Origin of the sequence: Variovorax sp. ZS18.2.2 (genome assembly GCF_024701975.1) — a bacterium.
Classification (GTDB): Bacteria; Pseudomonadota; Gammaproteobacteria; order Burkholderiales; family Burkholderiaceae_C; genus Variovorax.
The window spans coordinates 31,855-52,295 of sequence record NZ_JANLNM010000008.1 but is presented as its reverse complement, the minus strand read 5'-3'; the positions used below and the strand labels follow the sequence as shown (position 1 = coordinate 52,295).

22 protein-coding genes are annotated in these 20,441 nt (G+C 66.9%); 8 read left to right on the top strand and 14 right to left on the bottom strand.

Annotated elements, in window-relative coordinates; genetic code table 11:
• Positions 1–10: 10 nt before the first annotated feature.
• Positions 11–949, bottom strand: coding sequence for a LysR family transcriptional regulator (locus NU688_RS25715; protein ID WP_257863668.1), 939 nt, complete (start codon positions 947–949; stop codon positions 11–13).
• 463 nt (positions 950–1,412) lie between these two features.
• On the opposite strand from NU688_RS25715, the gene NU688_RS25710 reads away from it, so the two are divergent.
• The 3 genes from NU688_RS25710 to pcp are packed head-to-tail and all read left to right on the top strand — an operon-like array spanning position 1,413 to position 3,858.
• A complete protein-coding gene (locus NU688_RS25710) occupies positions 1,413–2,849 on the top strand; it encodes a hypothetical protein (protein WP_257863667.1) in 1,437 nt (478 codons plus the stop codon).
• Between the two features lie 17 nt (positions 2,850–2,866).
• A complete protein-coding gene (locus NU688_RS25705; protein ID WP_257863666.1) occupies positions 2,867–3,124 on the top strand; it encodes a hypothetical protein in 258 nt (85 codons plus the stop codon).
• 41 nt (positions 3,125–3,165) lie between these two features.
• A complete protein-coding gene (gene pcp, locus NU688_RS25700; RefSeq protein ID WP_257863665.1) occupies positions 3,166–3,858 on the top strand; it encodes a pyroglutamyl-peptidase I in 693 nt (230 codons plus the stop codon).
• Positions 3,859–3,879: 21 nt separating this feature from the next.
• Here the strand turns inward: pcp and NU688_RS25695 are convergent, their stop codons facing one another.
• Positions 3,880–4,590, bottom strand: coding sequence for an alpha/beta fold hydrolase (locus NU688_RS25695; RefSeq protein ID WP_257863664.1), 711 nt, complete (start codon positions 4,588–4,590; stop codon positions 3,880–3,882).
• Between the two features lie 183 nt (positions 4,591–4,773).
• Here NU688_RS25695 and NU688_RS25690 point away from each other — a divergent pair, with 183 nt between their 5' ends.
• Both NU688_RS25690 and NU688_RS25685 read left to right on the top strand, forming a co-directional pair.
• Complete coding sequence (locus tag NU688_RS25690) at positions 4,774–5,427, top strand: Yip1 family protein (RefSeq protein ID WP_257863663.1); 654 nt, start codon at positions 4,774–4,776, stop codon at positions 5,425–5,427.
• A gap of 31 nt (positions 5,428–5,458) precedes the next feature.
• The gene (locus NU688_RS25685; protein WP_257863662.1) at positions 5,459–6,157 is read left to right on the top strand and encodes a histidine phosphatase family protein; all 699 of its coding nucleotides are present in this window, start codon (positions 5,459–5,461) and stop codon (positions 6,155–6,157) included.
• Positions 6,158–6,169: 12 nt separating this feature from the next.
• On the opposite strand, the gene NU688_RS25680 is transcribed toward NU688_RS25685, so the two are convergent.
• Both NU688_RS25680 and NU688_RS25675 read right to left on the bottom strand, forming a co-directional pair.
• Positions 6,170–7,531: a tetratricopeptide repeat protein gene (locus NU688_RS25680; protein WP_257863661.1), complete on the bottom strand. Its 1,362-nt coding sequence runs from the start codon at positions 7,529–7,531 to the stop codon at positions 6,170–6,172.
• 31 nt (positions 7,532–7,562) lie between these two features.
• Positions 7,563–7,961: a 4-oxalocrotonate tautomerase gene (locus tag NU688_RS25675; protein WP_257863660.1), complete on the bottom strand. Its 399-nt coding sequence runs from the start codon at positions 7,959–7,961 to the stop codon at positions 7,563–7,565.
• A gap of 111 nt (positions 7,962–8,072) precedes the next feature.
• Here NU688_RS25675 and NU688_RS25670 point away from each other — a divergent pair, with 111 nt between their 5' ends.
• Together NU688_RS25670 and NU688_RS25665 are read left to right on the top strand one after the other, a co-directional pair.
• Positions 8,073–8,945 (top strand): LysR substrate-binding domain-containing protein, encoded by an 873-nt coding sequence (locus NU688_RS25670; protein ID WP_257863659.1) that lies wholly within the window; start codon positions 8,073–8,075, stop codon positions 8,943–8,945.
• Between the two features lie 39 nt (positions 8,946–8,984).
• Complete coding sequence (locus NU688_RS25665) at positions 8,985–9,611, top strand: YitT family protein (RefSeq protein WP_257863658.1); 627 nt, start codon at positions 8,985–8,987, stop codon at positions 9,609–9,611.
• Positions 9,612–9,664: 53 nt separating this feature from the next.
• On the opposite strand, the gene NU688_RS25660 is transcribed toward NU688_RS25665, so the two are convergent.
• From NU688_RS25660 to NU688_RS25630, 7 genes are all read right to left on the bottom strand, one after another.
• Positions 9,665–11,089, bottom strand: a complete 1,425-nt coding sequence (locus NU688_RS25660; RefSeq protein WP_257863656.1) for an amidase — start codon at positions 11,087–11,089, stop codon at positions 9,665–9,667.
• Positions 11,086–12,573, bottom strand: coding sequence for an ABC transporter substrate-binding protein (locus NU688_RS25655; protein WP_257863655.1), 1,488 nt, complete (start codon positions 12,571–12,573; stop codon positions 11,086–11,088). The genes NU688_RS25660 and NU688_RS25655 overlap by 4 nt, the downstream gene beginning before the upstream one ends.
• 221 nt (positions 12,574–12,794) lie before the next feature.
• Positions 12,795–14,288, bottom strand: coding sequence for an ABC transporter substrate-binding protein (locus NU688_RS25650; protein ID WP_257863654.1), 1,494 nt, complete (start codon positions 14,286–14,288; stop codon positions 12,795–12,797).
• A gap of 119 nt (positions 14,289–14,407) precedes the next feature.
• Positions 14,408–15,238: an ATP-binding cassette domain-containing protein gene (locus tag NU688_RS25645; RefSeq protein WP_257863653.1), complete on the bottom strand. Its 831-nt coding sequence runs from the start codon at positions 15,236–15,238 to the stop codon at positions 14,408–14,410.
• Entirely contained in the window at positions 15,235–16,224 is a 990-nt protein-coding gene (locus NU688_RS25640; protein WP_257863652.1) for an ABC transporter ATP-binding protein, read from the bottom strand. The genes NU688_RS25645 and NU688_RS25640 overlap by 4 nt, the downstream gene beginning before the upstream one ends.
• A 5-nt stretch (positions 16,225–16,229) precedes the next feature.
• Positions 16,230–17,111, bottom strand: coding sequence for an ABC transporter permease (locus NU688_RS25635; protein ID WP_257863651.1), 882 nt, complete (start codon positions 17,109–17,111; stop codon positions 16,230–16,232).
• Positions 17,108–18,058, bottom strand: coding sequence for an ABC transporter permease (locus tag NU688_RS25630; RefSeq protein ID WP_257863650.1), 951 nt, complete (start codon positions 18,056–18,058; stop codon positions 17,108–17,110). Before NU688_RS25630 ends, NU688_RS25635 begins: the two co-directional genes overlap by 4 nt.
• Before the next feature lie 104 nt (positions 18,059–18,162).
• Between NU688_RS25630 and NU688_RS25625 the strand changes: the two genes are divergently transcribed.
• On the top strand, positions 18,163–18,450 hold the full coding sequence (locus NU688_RS25625) for a YfhL family 4Fe-4S dicluster ferredoxin (protein WP_093438640.1): 288 nt from the start codon (positions 18,163–18,165) through the stop codon (positions 18,448–18,450).
• Here the strand turns inward: NU688_RS25625 and NU688_RS25620 are convergent.
• The 3 genes from NU688_RS25620 to NU688_RS25610 form a co-directional block, all read right to left on the bottom strand.
• Positions 18,436–18,945 carry a hypothetical protein gene (locus NU688_RS25620; protein WP_257863649.1) on the bottom strand — a complete coding sequence of 170 codons (510 nt, stop codon included), beginning with the start codon at positions 18,943–18,945 and terminating at the stop codon, positions 18,436–18,438. The two genes, NU688_RS25625 and NU688_RS25620, sit on opposite strands and share 15 nt — an antisense overlap.
• Before the next feature lie 36 nt (positions 18,946–18,981).
• On the bottom strand, positions 18,982–19,614 hold the full coding sequence (gene pth, locus NU688_RS25615; protein ID WP_257863648.1) for an aminoacyl-tRNA hydrolase: 633 nt from the start codon (positions 19,612–19,614) through the stop codon (positions 18,982–18,984).
• A gap of 73 nt (positions 19,615–19,687) precedes the next feature.
• The gene (locus tag NU688_RS25610; protein WP_257863647.1) at positions 19,688–20,362 is read right to left on the bottom strand and encodes a 50S ribosomal protein L25/general stress protein Ctc; all 675 of its coding nucleotides are present in this window, start codon (positions 20,360–20,362) and stop codon (positions 19,688–19,690) included.
• Positions 20,363–20,441: the final 79 nt, after the last annotated feature.

The following is a 20,441-nucleotide window of genomic DNA, read 5'->3' as shown; positions in this document are numbered from 1 at the left end:
GCACGCGTCTTCAAGGCAACGGGTCGGGCGACAGCGCGCTCACCCATTCTTCTCCCGCTTCGGCGCAGTAGTCGGCCACGATGGCGCGCGTGAGCTTGGCGACCGCATGCACTGCCGGCGCCGTGCCGCGCGCATGGGCCAGTGTGATCACCATGGGCGGCAGCGCGGGACCGTCGCGAATTTCGAGGTAGCCCTCGGCCAGCTCCTTCCTCACGAAGATCGGCGGGATCGCCGCCACGCCGAAGCCGCCCTTCGTGAGCTGGATGATCGACTGCACCGAGGGAAAGCTGCACACGCGCGGCTCCGCGGCGCGCCCGACGAACAGCGCGCTGACATGCGCGCGCGGCCCCGAGGTCCTGGAGAAGGTGAGAACCGGCACGCGTTCCAGGTCTTCCAGTTGCAGGGTGCGCGCTTTCGGCAGCACGGCGGGGCGTGCTACCCACAGCATCGGAAAGCGGCACAGCGAGGTGACTGTCGACTCGCCGTCGTTCGCCACGTCCGCGATGTCGTCGTTCTGGATCATCAGGTCGAACTTGCGGCGCCGGAACTGGTCGCGCAGGTTGTGCGCCGTGTCCACCGTGATGTCGGGCTCGATGGCCGGCAGCCGCTCGCTCAGCATGTGGATCAGCGGCGTGAGCCAGGTGTGGACCACCGTCTCGATGACGCCGATGCGCACCCGCCCGGACGGTGGTGCGTCGGGGTGCACCGAGAGCTTGAGCTGCTTTTCGAGCGCAAGCATCTGCTCGGCCTGGCGCACCACCTGCTCGCCGAGGATCGTGAGCTTGAGAGTGCGCTGCGTGCGGTCGACCAGCAGCACGCCCAGCTCTTCTTCCAGCGCCTCGATGCGCTTGGACACGGCCGCCTGCGTCGTGCAGAGCATCTGCGCGGTCTCGCGAAAGCTCTTGAGCCGGTCGAGCATCACGAGCGTTTCCAGAAATCGGGTGTTCATGGATGAGTCTCTCCCTGCGTCCGGGTGCCTTGCGAATTTTTTTTATCGGCCTCTTCAACAAAAACTCGTTCGACAGCCACCGAGGCGCCATGTTTTCATAAAGCCGTCACACACACAGAGAGGTGCAACCCGCCCTCTGCAACCGCCGCCTTCACATCGGCGGTTGCAGAAGTCGTGCCAGTGGGCGCACCCGGCTTTCACGTCACCCGAGCAGGGAAGGGAAGAGATGAAGAAAACGAAGACCACACGGCGGCGGCTCCAGACGGGCGCCGCGCTCGGTGTCTGCGCCCTGGCGCTTGCCAGTTGCGGCGGTGGGGGCGGAGGCGGCGGGGCCGATCCGGCCACGCTCGCGGCCATGGCGGCGGCCGCTGCTGCTGCTGCTGCCGGAAGCACGCCACCGCCTCCTGCGCAGCCACCGACGACGAGTCCGCCGCCACCGCCACCGGTTCAGGCCAAGTGCGCGATGGACACCACCGTGGCGGCGTCCTACGAGGAACAACGCCTGCCCAACAAGCTCGCAAGCAGCGACGCGCTGAGCTTCTCGCAGCAGCTCCTGCAGGCCAGCGGATTCGACAAGTTCGGCCCCGACTTTGCCGCGAAGCTGTGCAACAACGGCATGGCCGGCGCATCGAGCTACGACGAGGCGGTGACGCTGCTCAAGAGCGAGGGCGTGAAGCTCTGGCAGGCGGCGCTGGACCGCGTTCAGGGGCGCGTCGTGCAGGGCACCTTGTCCAAGAGCGACGACCGCATGTTGTATTGGGCGCGCCTCACCATGACGCTGGCGCTGCGCCAGTGGAAGCCCGACTTCCCTCTCTCGGACGACCAGCGCGCCGCATTGCAGAACGAGTTCGAACGCGCCTCGCGCGGCCAGTACGCCATCGATTTCCCCGAGGGGCCGCAGTACAAGCGCATTCTTGTGAGCGGCTTTGATCCATTCACACTGGGCGCCGCCGGCAAGGACGGACAGTTGGGGATGCTCAAGGGCAATCCTTCGGGGGCGACCATCCTGTCGCTGGACGGCAATACCGTGGCGCTGGCCGACGGCACCACAGCGGTGATCCACACCTTCATCCTGCCCGTCAACTACGGCCCCTTCATCGCCGGCATGCAGGAGGACACGCTGGGGCCCTGGTTCAAGCCCGGCAGCAAGCGCGTCGATGCGTCCGTCACCATGAGCCAAGGCCGTTCCAGTTTCGACCTGGAGCACTACAACGGGCGCTATCACTTCGCGAATTTTGTCGGCAACGACAACTTGAACCCGCCCTGCGAAGGCGACGGTCTCCCTGCGACGCTCGAGTGCGACATCAATCCACCACAACGATGGCTGGGCTATTCGCCCACTCCGTGGAGAAGGGATGCACCGCCGCAATTCATCGCCGCAACCTTGCCGTTTCAGCAGCTCATCGAGGCCAAGACCGGTGCGGACCTGGAGGGGGGCGGTTGGGCGGTGGCCCGGAATGACGACTATGACGTCGGCCCGTGCACCCAGGCAGCCTCGGACACGGAAGCGGCTTACAACCTGGCCAAGGCCAACGAAAAGGCGGCCCTCGACGCCTACTACGCAGCCTCGACGGCGGACAAACCGGCCGCGCTCCAAAAGTACTTCGAAGCGTATGGCGTCGCCCAGGCGGCTGCCAGACCAAGCCCCCTGGAAACCAACTGCGCGCTCAATGGCGGCGGAGGCAACTATCTCTCCAATGCCAGTGCCTATCGCAACACCTTGATGCGCGACATTTTTGGGCTCACCATTCCGGCAGGCCATATTCACACGCCGACCATGCAGACGCCAAGCGGAGTCACCAGTGCGGGCTTCGAGGCCAATCGCGACAAGATCGTCGCGCAGTCCCGCAATCTGATTTTTGCGGTGGCGAAAAGCCTGGCAACGTCGTCCGCACCTTGATCTCCAGGAAGAAGACCATGAAATTCGCAGCCCTCGCATTCATCCTCGGTAGCGTTGCCGCCTGCAACATCGCGCTGGCCCAACCGGTCGGCGGGTTCTATCTGTTCAAGCACAAGGAGAGCGGCAAAGTCGTGTGCTATCAGCAGGTCATCAACTCCGACTGGGACCGGCTGTCCGGCCCGTTCCAGGACAGCGGCTGCAAGATCGAAGAGAAGCCGAAGACGCGGCGCAGCGACCTGCCCGCAAGCCCACTCGACCTGGCGCCCAAGAAATAGCAACACCCGCCTGGAAGGGTTTCTGCGGTACCTTCGGACCCATGACCCAGCCGAAGTCGCCCAGATCCTCCCCGCCGTTGCGTGTATTGCTCACCGGCTTCGACCCGTTCGACCGCGAAGCCATCAACCCGTCATGGGAGGCTGTGCGCGCACTCGACGGCGCGAAGATCGGCCGCGCCACGGTGCATGCGCGCCAGATGCCTTGCGTCTTCGGCGACGCCATCGAGGCGCTCGCGAGCGCCATGGACGAACTGAAACCGCAACTGGTGCTTTGCGTCGGCCAGGCCGGCGGGCGCTCGGAGATCACGCCCGAGCGCATCGCGATCAACATCGACGACGGGCGCATCGCCGACAACGCGGGCCACCAGCCGATCGACCTGCCGGTGGTGCCGGGCGCGCCCGCTGCCTATTTCTCGACGTTGCCGATCAAGGCCATCGTGCGCGACCTGCGCGCGGCCGGCATTCCGTCTTCGGTGTCGAACAGCGCGGGCACCTTCGTCTGCAACCACATCTTCTACGGGCTGATGCACCGCATCGCGACGCATCCGGTATCCGGTTTGCCGGGCCTGCGCGGTGGCTTCATCCACATTCCCTACCTGCCGGAGCAGGCGGCGCGTTTTCCGGGTGCGCCGAGCATGTCGCTCGCCACGATGACCGAGGCGCTGCGCATCGCGGTCGCCACCGCGCTCGCGGTGAAGCAGGACGTGGCCGAGACCGGCGGCCAGCTGCACTGAGCGCTGAAGCGCCGAGCCTCTTCAGGCCGACGGAAAGGTCTTCGCGAGCCAGGCGTTCAACGCCGCGTTGACGAAATCGGGCTTCTCCATCGTCAGCATGTGGCCGCACTGCGGCACCCACACGACCTCGGCCTGCGGCAGCAGTTCCGCCATCTCGCGCGTGTGCTCGGGCGGCGCGAGCTTGTCGTCGTCGCCGCACATCAACAACACCGGCGCGCGAAGCGAGGCCAGGTGGGTGCGCGCATCGGGGCGCCGCATCACCGCGCGGTTCTGGGCAATGAGCTGGGCCGTACCGGCATCGAGCACGATGTCGAGATAGCGCCGCACCAGCACCGGGTCGTCGGCTTGCGTGGGATGGAAGGCGAAATAGACATTCGCCTCGATCACGTCGCGTGCCTCGCCGCGTTCGAAGAGTTCGATGGCGCCTTCGCGCAGCGTGAACATCTCGGGCGTCTCGGGCCGCGCGCTGGTGCCGAGCAGGGCGAGCCCGGCGATGCGTTCGGGTGCCTGGCGGGCCGCCTCCATCGCGACCATGCCGCCCATCGAGGCACCGCAGAGCACCAGCGGCCCCGCGTGCTCGCGCAGCACGGCCGCGGCCATGGTTTCGACGGTGTCGTTGCGCGTCTGGACGTCGCTCACGCGGGCGTCGAAGGCGGAGGGAAGGGCAGGCCGCTGGGCCTCCCAGAGGCGCTCGTCGCAGGCGAGGCCGGGCAGCAGGACAAGTTGGGGCATGGGGCGATTTTGCGCGATCGCGGCAAGCCGGCGGAACGGTATAGATCACGGCATAGGTCACGGCATAGGCTTCATGGCCAGCAGCCATTGAGGGTCTTGATCGACATACTTTCCGGCGCTGCACGACGCACCCCGCGCGCGCCTCTCCCGTTTCCGTTTTTTGCTTCATGTCGAGGACAACAAATGAACCTGGTTCAACGCGTGCAGGACATCCTGCTCAAACCCAAGGCCACCTGGCCAGTGATCGACGCGGAGCCGGCCGATGCCGCTTCGCTCTACAAGAACTACGTGATGATCCTCGCGCTGATTCCAGCGGTGGCGAGTTTCATCGGCCTCTCGGTGGTCGGCCTCGGTGTCTTCGGCGTGAACTTCCGCGTGCCGATCGTCGCGGGGCTCGCCCACATGATCGTGGGCTACGTGCTGTCGCTGGTGATGGTGTTCGTGCTGGCGCTCATCATCGACGCCATGGCGCCGACCTTCGAAGGCACCAAGAGCCAGATCGGCGCACTCAAACTCTCGGCCTATGCGAGCACGGCGGGCTTTGTCGGCGGCATCTTCAGCCTGCTGCCTTCGCTGTCGGTGCTGGGCGGGGTGGCGGCGCTCTACGGCATCTACCTGATCTACCTGGGCCTGCCGGTGCTGATGAAGTGCCCGCTCGACAAGGCCATTGCGTACACCGCGGTGGTGGTGATCTGCGCCATCGTCGGCGGCTTCGTGATCGTCTGGGTGCTGGCGCTGCTCACGCCGTCGCCCGCGCGCGTCGGCATGGGCACGGGCCTGGGCTTCGCAAGCGAAGCGGTGGCGGCCGTGCAACAACTGGCGGCCGCAAAAACCTGAGCGTCACGCGCACGGTGGAAAATGGGCGGCAATGCCAACGCCCAAACCCGACACCACCACCGACCTCATCCTGATCCGTCACGGCGAAACCGCCTGGAACCGCGAACTGCGCTTCCAGGGGCATGCGGATGTGCCGCTCAACGACATCGGCCATGAACAGGCCAGGCGCATCGGCCTGCGCCTGGCGGGCGAAACGGCACAGCACCTGATCAGCAGCGACCTCATGCGCGCCCAGCAGACGGCCGCCCCGGCGGCGCTGCAGTTGTCGCTGCCGGTGGTCACCTCGGCGGGATTGCGGGAGCAGTACTTCGGCATCGTCGAGGGCATGCGCTCCGACGAGATCCAGAGCCTGCATCCGCGCGCGTGGGAAGAGTGGCTGGAGTTCCGCGAAGACCACGCGATGCCCGAGGGCGAGACGGCGCGCGAGTTTCATGCGCGCATCGTCGCGGCGCTCGGCACCATCGCCACCGCCCACAAGGGACAGCACCTGATCGTCGTCACCCACGGCGGCGTGCTCGACATGGTGTGGCGCACCGCGAAGGGGCTGAGCCTCAGCGGGCCGCGCCAGAGCGACATTCCCAATGCGGGCTTCAACCGCATCCGCATCGCCGATCCGGCCGCGCCGGATGCGATCGAGATTGTCGAATGGGCCGACACGCGCCACCTCGCCGACCTGCCGCCGCAGCCGACTTACGACCAGACGCGGCACCTCAAGAAGAACGAGGACTGAGCGCACGCGCGCTCAGGTGACTCCCGCAGCGAGTTGCCCGAGGCCCAGCCGCGCATAAACGGCCCCCGCCTGTCGCCGCAGCCGCAGCGACTCGGGCTGGCCGTTGAGCTGCTGCTGCAAGATGCCCTGCGCCGCCGCGAGCGTGGACTCGCTGCCGGTGCGTATCAATGCATCGAGGTACACCTGCTCGAAAAGATCGCGCTGCGCATGGCTGCCGCCGATCTCGATCATGCGCGGCAGCGCGACGCCCAGGCCATCGATGGCGGCTGAGAAATCGCCGCGCGCATGGGCCACGAGCCCGTGCGCGGCCGGCACGCAGACGCGCTGCCATGCGGCGCGCGTCGAGGGCGGTGCGTTGGGTGCGAACGCCTCGATGTTGTGCAGCAGCGCATCGGCCTCGGGCCGTCCGGCGCGTGCGAGGCCGTAGAGGTATTGCAGATCGAGAAAAGGCAGCACGTGGTCGGCCTGGCGCTGCAGCAGGTAACCGGCCACGTCGTTCCAGCGCGCACCCACGTCGATGCCCGCGAGCTCCAGGCGCGCGAGCAGCGAGACGGCGCCGATCTGGTCCTGCGAGTAGTCCTTGACCACGCCCCATGCATGCTCGTCGTACACCGCGAGCGCTTCGGCGTCGCGGCCCAGGTCGATCAGGAACAGCGCCACGTGCCACCAGTTGTGCGTGACCATGAAGGAGTTCAGGCCGATCCAGGTGTCGCTCACGCTTTCCATGAACGCCAGCCCTTCGGCGAGCCGGCCTTCGGTGAGCATCACATGCGCGAGTGCGTGGTGTGCCCAGGGCTCCTTGCGGCACATGGCGATGGCCAGCCGCGCGCTGGCCTCGGCCTCGCGCATCAGGTGGCACTGCTCGTAGCCGAAGGCGGCCATGCCGTGCACGTAGGCTACGTCGGCCGCCGAAGGAAGCACCGCGAGCGCGAGCCGCAGCATGCCGGGGCAGTCGCCGGTGTTGAAGCAGTGGTACTGGCCCAGCTTGACCGAGACGAGATCGCGCGGAAATTCGTGTGCCTGCTCCGCGTGCAGCGCGATGGCGCGGGCGATGTCGCCGTCCGCCCACGCCTCGATGGCCGCGATGTAGCGCTGCTCGCGCGGTGTGGCGCACGCGGCGCCGGCACGGGCCTTCGCGAGAAACGGCCGCGCGTTGGCCACGGCATCGCGCGATTCAGCAAAGAGGTGCAGCGTGGCGCAGTACGCCTGCACGATGGGGCTCGCATCGGTGTCGGCCAGCGCGATGAGGTTGACGGCGCGCGATTCGGTCGAGATGAAGCCCATGACGAAGTCGTCGACCAGCGCGAGGCTGGCGGGGTCGTCGAGGGTGAGCGGATTGCCGAGGCTGTCGGCGTGCGAGGTTGCGGAGGGCATGACGGCATGGTGCCATGCCCCCGCGAAGGGTTCAAACCCCGGCCTGCTGGTGGCGGTATTCCTGGGTCTTTCCGCCGTAGCCGTAGGCCGCGCCGCGCGCGTCGATCACGTGGATGTACGACACCTCGTGCAGGTCCGGCCGGATCTTCGTCATGGCCGCATGCACCTCGCGCAGGTAGCGCGCCTTCTCGGCCTTGGTGTTGGTTTCGTCGGTGATGCTGATGTCCAGGTGAAAGGCCGACTTGCCCAGCGATGCCAGCGTCTGGCCGCCGATGAACCAGGCGTCGGCGGCGATGTATTGCACGGTGATGGCGATCACTGGCAGCTGCTTGCCGAGCACGCTTTGGGTGAGCTCGGCGACGGTGTCGACGGTCTTGCGGGTGAGGGCGGTGTCGGGTTCGCCGGAGAGGTGGACAACGATGTGGGGCATGGTGGACTCCTGTGAAATGAATGAACGATGGAGTGATTTTGGAATTCCGATGGTCATCGGAAAAGCGGGAATATATGATGGAATCCATCGGATAAACGGATGGATAAGGCCATGCAAAGCTTCGACCTCGAACAACTTCGCACGCTGGCGGCCGTGATCGACGCGGGCAGCCTCACGGCGGCCGCCCCTCGCGTGTTCCTCTCGCAGTCGTCCGTCAGCGAGCAGATGCGCAAGCTCGAGGAGCGGGCGGGCCAGTCGCTGCTCACGCGCAGCAAGGCTGGCGTCGCGCCCACCGAGGCGGGCACGCGGCTGCTGGCGTACGCGCGGCGCATCCTCGCGCTCAGCGACGAGGCCTTTCGCGACCTGCACGGCGAAACGCTGCAGGGCGAATTGCGGGTCGCCGTAACCGACTACTTCCGCCCCGGCGATCTCACGCAGTTGCTGGGCCGCCTGGGCGAAAGCTATCCGCAGGTGCGGCTGAACGTGAGCATCCTGAAGAGCGACGCGCTGCGGGTCGCCTATGCGCACGGCGACTTCGACGTCGGCCTGGCGATGGACATCGCGGGTGCATCGTCGTCCTCCTCGACGCAGGGCGCCAAGGCCTCGCTCATCCGGCGCGAATCGCTCGCGTGGCTGGGTGCCACCGGCCTGCGCGTGGCGCGGGGCGAGCCGGTGCGGCTGCTGGCGCTGCCGGACACCTGCTCGCTGCACCAGTTCACCGTGGCGCTGTTGCGGCGGCGGCGCGTGCCGTATGTGCTCGCTCACGTCGCGTCGGGCGTGGCGGGGTTGCAGTCGGCGCTGGCCGCGGGGCTGGGGGTCGCGTGTCTGAACGAATCGGCGGTGTGCGAAGGCGTGACCCGGCTGGCCGCGCCGCACGGGCTGCCGGCCTTGCCCAAGGTGGCGTTCCAGCTCCTGCCCGGACGCCGGGGCGAGACGGGGTTCGTGACCCGCGCCCGCGAGATGCTGGCCACCCATCTGGTGTGAGGCGCCCCGGGGTGGCGCGGGATTTGCGTCACCCCCGCCATGGACGCGCCACAACCCAACAACCTGCCGGATCTGCTGCGCCATTCCCGCTTCGACGACGCCCAAGCGATCTTTTCGGGCACCTTGTTCGTCGCCATCGCCATGATGCTGTTCGGCCAGGCGGGCCTGCTCACGGGCGGCACGGCGGGCGTCGCGTTCCTTCTGCACTACGCGACCGGCGTGAGCTTCGGCAAACTGTTCTTCCTGGTGAACCTGCCGTTCTACTGGTTCGCCTGGCGCCACATGGGCCGGGCTTTCACGCTCAAGACCTTCTCGGCGATCGCGTTGCTGTCGGTGATGACCGACTGGGCGCCGCGCTATCTGTCGATCGATTCACTGCACCCGGCTTTTGCCGCGGTGTTCGGTGGCCTGCTGCTGGGCACGGGCTGCCTGTTCCTCGCGCGCCATCGCGCCAGCCTCGGGGGCGCGACGGTGCTGACGCTGTACCTGCAGGAAAAGCGCGGCTGGCCAGCCGGCAAGGTGCAGATCGGCGTCGACTGCACGGTGGTGCTGCTCGCGCTGTTCGTGATTCCACCGCAGCGCGTGGGGTGGTCGGTGCTGGCTGCGGTGGTGATGGGGCTCTTCTTGTGGATCAACCACAAGCCGGGGCGCTACGCGGCGACCTGAGTCGAGAGTGTTCGGGGGCGCGAGCGCCGGCCCGAACAACGCCAACGCGCCTCCTAGCGCGAAGGCACCACAGGCCAGGGCCGCTGCGCCTCGCGAATCTGCTCGAACGCGCGCGACACGCGCAGCACGCCGAGATCGTCGAACCGGTGTCCAGCGATCTGCAGCCCGATCGGCATCCCGCCCGCCGAATACCCGCAGTTCACCGACGACGCCGGTTGCTCCGACATGTTGAATGGCACCGTGAAGCCGATGTGCTCCAGCGGCCGCAGCGGATCGTTGGTCGGCGAAGGCGCCTCGGCCGCTGCGGGCATGTTCGGCGACACGGGCGAGATCACGTAGTCGAAGCGCGCGCACGCTTGCACCGCCGCCACGCGCGTCGCATGGAACTGGCTGAAGCTGCGGAACACATGCTCGCCGCTGAACTCGGCCGCGCTCTCGGCCCATTCGCGGATATACGGCAGCACCTTGGCGCGCTGGTCGGCGCGCAGGGCCTTCATGTCCACCAGCGAGCGCATGCGCCACAGGTGGTCCATGCCGTCGAGCATGGCTTGCGACATGAAGGGCTGCATGGTCTCGACGATCGCGCCGGCTTTCTCGAACAGGCGCGCGGCATGTTCGACCGCCGTCTGGATCTCCGGCTCGACCGCGAGGCCGCAGCCCGCGTCGAGCAGCAGCCCGATGCGCAGGCCCCGCAGATGATCGGGCGACACGTCGAAGGCCGCCCAGTCGATGTCCTGCGCAGGCAGGCTCATGCTGTCGCGCGCGTCGGGTTTGGAGAGCACCTGCATCAGCAGCGCAGCATCGCCGACGGTGCGGGTCATCGGCCCCGCGGCGCGGCCCATGTAGGGCGGGTCGATCGGAATGCGGCCCAGGCTCGGCTTGAGCGTGAAGATGCCGCACCAGCTCGCGGGCAGCCGCAGCGACCCGCCGATGTCGGTGCCCAGGTGCAGCGGGCCATAGCCGGCAGCGGTCGCGGCGCCCGCACCGGCGCTGGAGCCGCCCGGCGTCTTGCCCAGGTCCCACGGATTGCGCGCGAGCGTATGGAAGCTCGAGAGGCCCGACGACAACATGCCGTAGTCCGGCATGGTGGTCTTGCTCACGATCACCGCGCCGGCTTCCTTCAGGCGCGCGGCCGGCGGTGCATCGACGGTCGCGGGCTTCAGGTCGACGGCGGCCGTGCCGGCGGGCATCGGGTCGCCGCGCGTGGCGATGTTTTCCTTGATGGTGGTCGGCACGCCATCGAGCGGGCCGAACGCATCGCCGCGCTGCCAGCGCGCTTCCGACGCGCGCGCCTGTTCGAGCGCGGCCTCCGGGCGAAAGAGCCAGGTGGCCTGCAGGTGCGGCTCCCAGCGCTCGATGTGCGCGATCACGGCCTGCGTCACCTCGACCGGCGAGAGGCGCTTGTCGCGGTACGCGGCCGAGAGCTCCTGCGCGGACAGGTCGCTCAACAAAGGGGCATCGGACACGGTGACGCTCATCCCCAGGAAAGCGCGGACAGGTCGTTCACGAAGATCGGGTTCTCTTTCCAGAGGCCCTTGACGTTCTTCTTGGCGATCGTCGGGAACTGCGGCTGGTACAGGAAGCCGTTGGCCGCGTCGGCGGCCAGCATCTTCTGCGCATCGCCCAGGAGCTTGTTGCGCTCGGTGGCATTGGCGGTGGACTTGATCTTGTCGAACAGCGTGTTGAAGGCCTTCGACTGGTAGCCCCAGTAGTAGTCCGACTTGGCGTAGTTGCCCAGATCGAAGGGCTCCACGTGCGAAATGATCGACAGGTCGTAGTCCTTGTTGCCGTAGGTGCCGCTGAGCCACTGCGCCCACTCGACGTTCTGCACCTTCACCACGATGCCGATCTTGGCGAGCTGGGCCACGATCACCTCGCCGCCCTGGCGCGCGTAGGGCGGCGGCGGCAGCGTCATCTTGAGTTCGAGCGGCGTCTTCACGCCGGCCTCGGCGAGCAGCTTCTTGGCCTTCTCGATGTCGAAGGGGTTGACGCCCGTGGTGTCGACGAAGCCCGCCGCGCCCGGCACGTAGTGGCTGCCGATGGCCACGCCCAGGCCGTCGGCGGCGCCCTCGATCACGGCCTTGCGGTCGATGGCCGCGAGGATGGCGCGGCGCACGCGCACGTCGTCCAGCGGCTTCTTCTGGTTGTTGATCGACAGGATGGTCTTGGCGCGGGAGCCCGCCAGGATCACCTGGAACTGCGGGTTGGCCTTGAACTGCGGCACCACGCGCGTGCCGATGCGCGTGAACACGTCCACGTCGCCCGCCATCAGCGCGGCGGCCTGCGCGGCGGTGTCGGCGATGAAGCGGAAGGTCACCTTGTTGATCTTGGCCGTGGCGGGGCTGCGGAAGCCCTCCCACTTGCTCAGCGTGAGCGACGAGCCCTTGGCCCAGCTGTCGAGCTTGTAGGGGCCGGTGCCGACGGGCTTGGTGGCGTTGGCGTCAGCGCTCTTTGGCTCGACTATCACGGCCGTGGCCTGGCCCAGCACGAAGGGCAGGTCGGGATCGATCTCCTTATTGATGACCACCACGGTGTAGTCATCCACCACCTGCGTCGCGAGGTTGGCGAAGGTGCGCTTGTCCTTGTTGGTGCTCTTCTCGCCACCGGCGCGGTCGAACGAGAACTTGACGGTGGCCGCGTTGAAGGGCTCGCCGTTCTGGAACTTCACGCCGCGCCGCAGCTTGAAGGTGTAGGTCTTGAGATCAGGCGAGATTTCCCAGCTCTCGGCCAGGAGCGGCGTGACGCTGCCGTCGGCGTTGATCTTGGTGAGCGTCTCCAGGATGTTGTATTGCACGATCTCGGCAATCGCGGCGGCGGCGCCGGCCGTCGGGTCCAGGCCCGGCGGTTCGAGCGCCATGCCGATCACGATGGCGTCCTTCCGCCCTTGGGCCATGCCGGCCAGCGGGGTGGCCAGCGCGACGGTGGCGCCGGCGGTGGTGAGGAGGGTGCGACGGTTCAACATAGGTGGGTATCTCCGGAAAACGGCCAGGGTCGAATGACTGGTTTGGCGCCCACCATGCCCCGAAGGGAGGCGCGGCGCCACGAAAGACAAGGCACGCAGCACGAAAGATGCCACGTGCGCAGCGGATCATTCTCTCGCAGCGGGTGGCCTGGCGCCTTGCCCCCGGAGCGGTTTTTCCTCGGGACGTACCCGGATGCCGGGAGGCCGCGCAGGCCCTTCCGCTAGGCCCAGTAGAGAGCAGCGATGTCGTTCACGAAGATCGGCGAGTCCTTCCAGAGACCGCGCAAGTTGCGCCCCGCCACGGTGATGAACTGCGGCTGGAACAGGAACACGTTGGCCGCGTCCTCGGCCAGCAGCCGCTGCGCATCGCCGAGGTAGCGGAGGCGCTCGGCCGCGCGCGGCGCGTTGCGCGCCTTGTCGAAGGCCTCGTTGAACTTCGCCGACTGGTAGCCCCAGTAGTACTCGGGCTTGGTGTAGTTCACGAGGTCGAAGGGCTCGACGTGCAGGATCAGCGAGAGGTCGTAGTTCCTGTTGCCGTAGGTGCCGCTCATCCACTGCGCCCACTCGACGTTCTGGATCTTCGCGACGATGCCCACCTTGGCGAGCTGCGCGGCGATGAGCTCGCCACCCTGCCGCGCATAGGGCGGGGGCGGCAGCACGAGCTCGAGTTCGAGCGGCGTCTTCACGCCGGCCTCGGCCAGGAGCTTCTTCGCCTTCTCCACGTCGTAGGCGTTGATGCCCGTGGTGTCGATGTAGCCCGGCGCGCCCGGCACGTAGTGGCTGCCGATCGGAATGCCGCGCCCATCCACCGCCGCTTCGATGACGGCCTTGCGGTCGATGGCCGCGGAGATGGCGCGGCGCACGCGCACGTCGTCCAGGGGCTTGCGCTTGTTGTTGATGGCCAGGATGGTCTTGCCGCGCGAGGCGTTGAACACCACCTGGAAGCGCTTGTCGTTCTGGAACTGCGGAAGGCTGCGCGACACCGAGGCATGCGGGAACAGGTCGACGTCGCCCGAGAGCAGCGCGGTGGTCTGCGCGGCCGGCTCGGAGATGAAGCGGAAGCTCACCTTGCGGATCTGCACGGCATCGGCGTGGCGATAACCGTCCCACTTGGCGAGCACGATGGTCGAGCCCTTGGCCCAGTTGTCGAGCCGGTAGGGGCCGGTACCGACGGGCTTGGTGGCGTTGGTCTCCACCGTCTTCGGCTCCACCACGATGGCCGACGCTTGGCCGAGCAGGAACAGCAGGTCGGGCTCGATCTCCTTGGTGATCAGCACCGCCGTGTGCTCGTCGACCACCTGCGTGGCGATATTGGCGAAGGTGCGCTTGTCCTTGTTGGTGCTGTTGGCCGCGGCCGCGCGGTCGAACGAGAACTTCACGGTGCTCGCATTGAAGGGCTCGCCGTTCTGGAACTTCACGCCGCGCTTGAGCTTGAAGGTGTAGGTCTTCAGGTCGGGCGAGACTTCCCAGCTCTCGGCGAGCAGCGGCGTGACGCTGCCGTCGGAGTTGATCTTGGTGAGGGTTTCGAAGACGTTGTAGAGCACCACTTCGGAGATTTCTGCGCCGGCCTTGGCGGTGGGATCGAGGCCCGTGGGTTCGAGCGTGAGGCCGATCACCAGCGTGTCTTTTTTCTTTTGCGCGAGGGCGGTGAGCGGCAACGCCAGTGATGTCGCGGCAGCGGCGCCGGTAGCGAGCAGGGTGCGTCGTTGGAGCATGAAGCGGTGTCCTCGGTGTCCTGGGGAACGGGGCAAGCATGATCCGCGAGACGGGTGCCTCCGCGCAACCAGATGCTTATGACCCACTCATCCTACGAAGGGCGGGCGACGCTTCAGTGTCAGGCCGTGAGCAGCGTGCCGCCGGTGGGCGTGCGTGGCACTGCATCGAGCAGCGTGCGCGTGTACGGGTGCCGTGCGTTGCTGAACAGCTCGCCGGGTGGGCCTTGTTCGACGATCAGCCCCTTCCACACCACGCACACGTCGTCGCACAGGTGGTTGACCACCGCGAGGTCGTGGCTGATGAGCAGATAGCTCACGCCGAACTGCTGCTGCAGGTCCTGCATGAGGTTGAGCACCTGGGCCTGCACCGACACGTCGAGCGCGCTCACGGGTTCGTCGGCAACGATGAGCTTGGGGCGCGTGATGAGCGCACGCGCGATGGCGATGCGTTGGCGCTGCCCGCCCGAGAACTCGTGCGGGTACTTGTCCATGTCGGTGGTGCGCAGGCCGACGGCTGCGAGCGATTCGGCGGCGCGCTCGCGCTGCTCCTTGCGCGATGCCTCGGCCAATGCTTCGAGTGGCTCGGCGACGATGCGTGCGACGGTCTGGCGCGGATCGAGCGAACCGTAGGGGTCTTGAAAGACCATCTGGAAATCGCGACGTGCCGTGCGTAGCTCGCTCTTCGGCAATGTGTGCAGGTCGCGCCCCAGCAACTTCACGCTGCCCGAGGTGGGCGTGTCGAGCGCCATCACGAGACGCGCAATGGTCGACTTGCCCGAACCCGATTCGCCAACGATGCCGAGGCTGCGCCCGGCTTCGACCTTGAAGCTCACGCCGTTGAGCGCCTTGACGGTCGGTGGCGGGCCGAAGAGTTTTTCGCGCGGCAGGTCGTAGTGACGCACGAGGTCGGTCACCTCCAGCAGCGGCGAGGCGAGGGCGGAGTCACTCATGAGGCTACGGCGACCTTCGTCGCGATTTCTTCGAGGCGGATGCAGCGCACCGCATGGTCCTGCGGCAGCATCGTGGCCGGTGGGCGCGTCGTCTGGCAGGCGTCGATGGTGTAGCTGCAGCGGCCCGCGAACGGGCAGCCCTTCGGCAGGTCGACCAGCTCGGGCACGCTTCCGCGGATGGTGGCCAGGCGCACGCCGCGCGGCGCGCCGAGTGCCGGGCGAGCGGCGAACAGGCCCTGCGTGTACGGATGCGCGCGGCGCGCGAACACGGCCTCGGTCGGCCCGCTCTCGACCACGCTGCCGCCGTACATCACGAGCATCTTCGAGACGGTCTGCGCGATCACGCCGAGGTCGTGCGAGATCAGGATCAGTGCCATGCCGCGTTCTTCCACCAGGCCCTGGATGAGTTCGAGGATCTGCTTCTGGATCGTGACGTCGAGCGCGGTGGTCGGCTCGTCGGCAATCAGCAGGTCGGGGCCGCAGGCCAGCGCCATCGCGATGCCGATGCGTTGTCGCTGTCCGCCCGAGAACTGGTGCGGATAGGCATCGAGCCGGGAGGCCGCATCCGGAATGCCCACGCGCTCGAGCAGCGCCAGCACTTCCTTGCGTGCCTCCGCCTTCGAAAGACCGCGGTGCAGTCGCAGCGGCTCGCCGACCTGGCGCACGATGGTGTGCACTGGGTTCAGCGCGGTCATGGGCTCCTGGAAGATCATGCCGATGCGGTTGCCGCGGATCTGGCACATGTCTCTTTCGTCACGGCCGACGAGTTCGGTGTCGTCGAAGCGGATGCTGCCGGTGACCTTGGCGTTCGAGGGCAGCAGGCCCATGAGCGACATCACGGTGATCGACTTGCCGCAGCCCGACTCGCCGACGATGCCCAGCGTTTCGCCGCGTTCCAGCGTGAAGTCGATGCCGCGCACGGCCTCGGCCGGGCCGCGCTGCGTCTGCAGTTCGATGTGCAGGTCCTTGACTTGGAGGAGGGGCATATCGGCTATCGGGCGCGTGCGAGGCGAGGGTCGAGCAGGTCGCGCAGGCCGTCGCCGAGCAGATTCAGGCCCAGCACCGCCATCGCGATGGCCATGCCGGGGAACACGGCGAGCAGGGGCGACTGGAACATCATCGTCTGCGCTTCGCTGAGCATGCGGCCCCATGAAGGCTGCGGCGGCTGCGTGCCGAGGCCGAGATAGGAGAGGGCGGCTTCGGCGAGGATCGCGATGGCGAAGCGGATCGTGATCTGCACGATCAGCACGGCCGAGATGTTCGGCAGCACGTGCTGCATCGTGATCGAGAACGAACCCTTGCCGCAGGCGCGCGCCGCCGCGATGTACTCACGCGACCAGATCGCGTTGGCCGAGGCGCGCGTGATGCGCGCGAAAGTCGGGATGTTGTAGATGCCGATCGCGACGATGGCGTTGACGATGCCGGCGCCGAACACCGCCGTCATCATGATGGCCGAGAGGATGGCGGGAAACGCGAGCGAGAAGTCGGTGAGCCGCATGATCGCCTCCTCGACCCAGCCGCGCTTCGCCGCGGCGAGCAGGCCGAGTGCCGTGCCGACCACGAGGCCGATGCCGACCGCGATCACGCCCACGAGGATGGACGCGCGCGCGCCCACGAGCAGCAGCGAGGCCACGTCGCGGCCGTAGGTGTCGGTGCCCAGCCAGTGCGATCCGGTCGGCGGTTTGAGCTTGTTGGCCATGTCCATCTCGTAGGGCGACCAAGGTGTCCAGACGAGGGAGAGGGCGGCCGCCAGCAGGAGCAGCAGCGTGAGCACGCCGCCGATGACGAAGCTGCGGTGATGCAGCGCGCGGCGCCAGAAGCCCGGCACCTTGAGCGCGGCGGCGCTTGGGACGGCAACGGTGCTGCTGCTCATATGTCGCTCGCCTTGATGCGCGGATCGATCACGGCATAGAGCACGTCGACCACAAAGTTCACGATGACCACGAGCGCCGCAAGCAGCATCACGCAGTTGCGCACCACGATCAGGTCGCGGTTGCTGATGGCCTGGAAGATCAGGCGGCCGAGGCCCGGCAGGTAGAACACGTTCTCCACCACGATGGTGCCGGCGAGCAGTTCGGAAAACTGCATGCCCATCACCGTGATGACCGGGATCATCGCGTTGCGCAGCACATGGGTCCACAGCACCATGCGCTGCGACACGCCCTTGGCGCGCGCGGTGCGAACGAAGTCTTCGCGCATCACCTCGAGCACCGCCGAACGCGTGATGCGAGCGAGGATCGCCGCCTGCACCACCGCCAGCGACAGCGCGGGCAGCAACAGCGACTTGAGGCCCGCGAAGATGCCTTCGCTCCAGCCCTCGAAGCCGCCGGCCGAGAACCATTGCAGCTGCACCGAGAACACGAGGATCAGCATGATCGCGAACCAGAAATTCGGGATCGCGATGCCGACCTGCGCCATGCCCATGAGGCCGACGTCGCCCAGCTTGTTGTGGCGCGCGGCGGCGGTCACGCCCACCAGCAGCGCGATGACCACGGTGAAGGTCATGGCCAGCAGCGCGAGCGGCACCGTGAGGGCTAAGCGTTCGAGGATGAGGTCGAGCACCGGCGAGCTGTAGGCGTAGCTGTCGCCGAGATTGCCGGTGAGGAGGCCGCCGATCCAGTGCCAGTAGCGGGTCCACGCGGGTTGGTCGAGGCCGAGCTTGGTGGCGAGTGCGGCCACGGCGTCAGGCGATGCGTCGGGGCCCATGAGCATCTGCGCGGCGTTGCCGGGAAGGATCTCGAGCACGAGGAAAACGATGACCGAAGCGCCGATCAACGTGCCGATCAGTGTGGCGAGGCGCTTGAATAGAAACAGACTCATGGGGCGGGGCGCAGCATAACCTGACTGCTGCAACAAATGTGCCGTGAATGTGGCCTTTGTCATTCACGGGCGGATGCCCCTGCCGGTCCGCCGATAATCGGGGGATGGCCCTCATGATCACCGACGAATGCATCAACTGCGATGTCTGCGAGCCCGAGTGCCCGAACGATGCGATCTACATGGGCGCGGAGTACTACGAGATCGATCCGCACAAGTGCACCGAATGCGTCGGCCACTTCGATGAGCCGCAGTGCGTGCAGATCTGCCCGGTGGCGTGCATTCCCCTGAACCCCGAACACGTGGAAAGCCGCGAGACGCTGATGCAGAAGTACCAGCGCCTCACAGCGATCAAGGTGACGGCGGTTTCGCCTTCTTCTTCAGCCGGCGTCTGAGTCGCGGGATTTCCGCTTCTTTTTCTTGGGTGCCGGGGCGTCGCCGGCCGACTTGCTGCCCGATCCGCCGCTGTTGAAACTCATGGTCGATTTGCGCGGGTCGCCAGCCGCCTTGGTGGCGCGCTCACGGGCTTGCTGCTCGGACAGGGCCATGCGCCGTTCGGCCAGCGCGGCGCTTCTTGCCTCACGGGCCGCCTGGCGATCGCGGTCGTAGGCCGCTTTCTCCAGAGACAGGCGCGAGCGCTCGAGCTTGTCGGCCTGTGCGCTGTTGCTCTTTGCGCCGGCTTCGGCAGCGCGGCGGTCCGCATCACTGCGGGGATCGTCCACCTTCACCGTCTTGCCGCCTTCGCAGGGGCGGTCCGAATAGGTGCTGCCGCATCGCCAGGTCTTTGCGGAACCCTGGGCCGCCACGCCGTTGGAATAGGCGCAGGCCGCTATTAAAAACATAGCCAGCCCGAATTTCCCCATCCTCTTTCCTCTTCTTCTCGACTTCATTTTTTATTTCTCTCCCTCCTGCGCTCCGGTTGCCGGCTAGGTGGCGGCAGGCGTGCCCTCGTCGCCGGGCTCCCGCCGCGGCGGTTTGGGCCGGGGCGGTTTGCTCGTGTGAATGACCATGGTCGCTTTCTCCATCTCGCCGGCCACAAGCGCGGGCGCGGCATGCAGCGTGCGGACGATGGCGTCCTCGATCAGTTCACGCTGTTCCTTCAGCGGCTTCTTGAGCACCCAGTTGATGACCTCCGACTTCACGCCGGGATGCCCGATGCCCAGGCGCAGCCGCCAGTAGTCGCCGGTGCCCAGTTGCGCGTGGATGTCGCGCAGGCCGTTGTGACCGGCATGGCTGCCGCCGAACTTGAGCTTGACCTGGCCGGGCACCACGTCGAGCTCGTCGTGCACGACGAGGATTTCTTCCGGCGCGATCTTGAAGAAGCGCGCGAGCGCGGCCACCGACTTGCCCGAGAGGTTCATGAAGGTCTGCGGCTCCAGCAGCCAGACGCTCTGGCCCCCGATGCTGGCGCGCGCTGCGAGGCCGTGGTAGCCGCGCTCGGGCACGAGATTGAGTTTCCAGTCGCGCGCGAGGGCGTCGATCCACCAGAAGCCCGCGTTGTGGCGCGTGGCTTCGTACTCAGGGCCCGGGTTTCCGAGGCCGACGAACAGCTTGATCATGGCGGGAATTATCTCGCCGCCCCCAAAGCAAAAGGCCCGCACGCGGCGGGCCTTTTGCAGGGGACGGGAAGAATTACTTCTTCGCGGCGGGCTTGGCCGTCTTGGCGGCAGGCTTGCCACCGGCAGCCGGTGCGGCGCCTTCGGCAGGTGCTGCACCGTCAGCGGCAGGTGCCGGCTCTTCGGCGACCAGCGGCGGCACGGCCGACACGATGACCGGGTTGTTCTTGCCGTGGCTCACGTACTTCACGCCCTTGGGCAGCTTGATGTCGTTGACGTGCAGCGTGGCGTTCTTCGTGAGACCGGAGAGGTCCACTTCGATGAACTCGGGCAGGTCGGACGGCAGGCAGCTGATTTCCAGCTCGGTGATCACGTGGTTCACCAGGTTGTGCGCGGTCTTGACGGCTTCGGACTCTTCTTCACCCTTGAAGTGGAGCGGCACCTTCATGTGCAGGCGGGTCTTGGCATCGACGCGCTGGAAGTCGATGTGTTGCACCAGCTGGCGGAACGGGTGGTACTGCACGTCGCGCAGCAGCACCTTGCTGGAGGCGTCGCCGAGTTCCATTTCGAGGATCGACGAGTGGAAGGCTTCCTTCTTGAGGGCATGCCACAGCGCGTTGTGATCGATCTCGATCAGCTGCGGCTGCTGGCCTTCACCACCGTAGACGATACCGGGCGTCTTGCCCGAGATGCGGAGACGGCGGCTCGCACCCGTGCCCTGCTTGGCGCGCTCAAAAGCGACGAATTTCATAACTAGCTCCTGTGAGAGTCCACCGCGACCAGTGCGACTCCGATTCAAAAAGGCTTCCGGAAGGAAGCCCGCTCTTTGG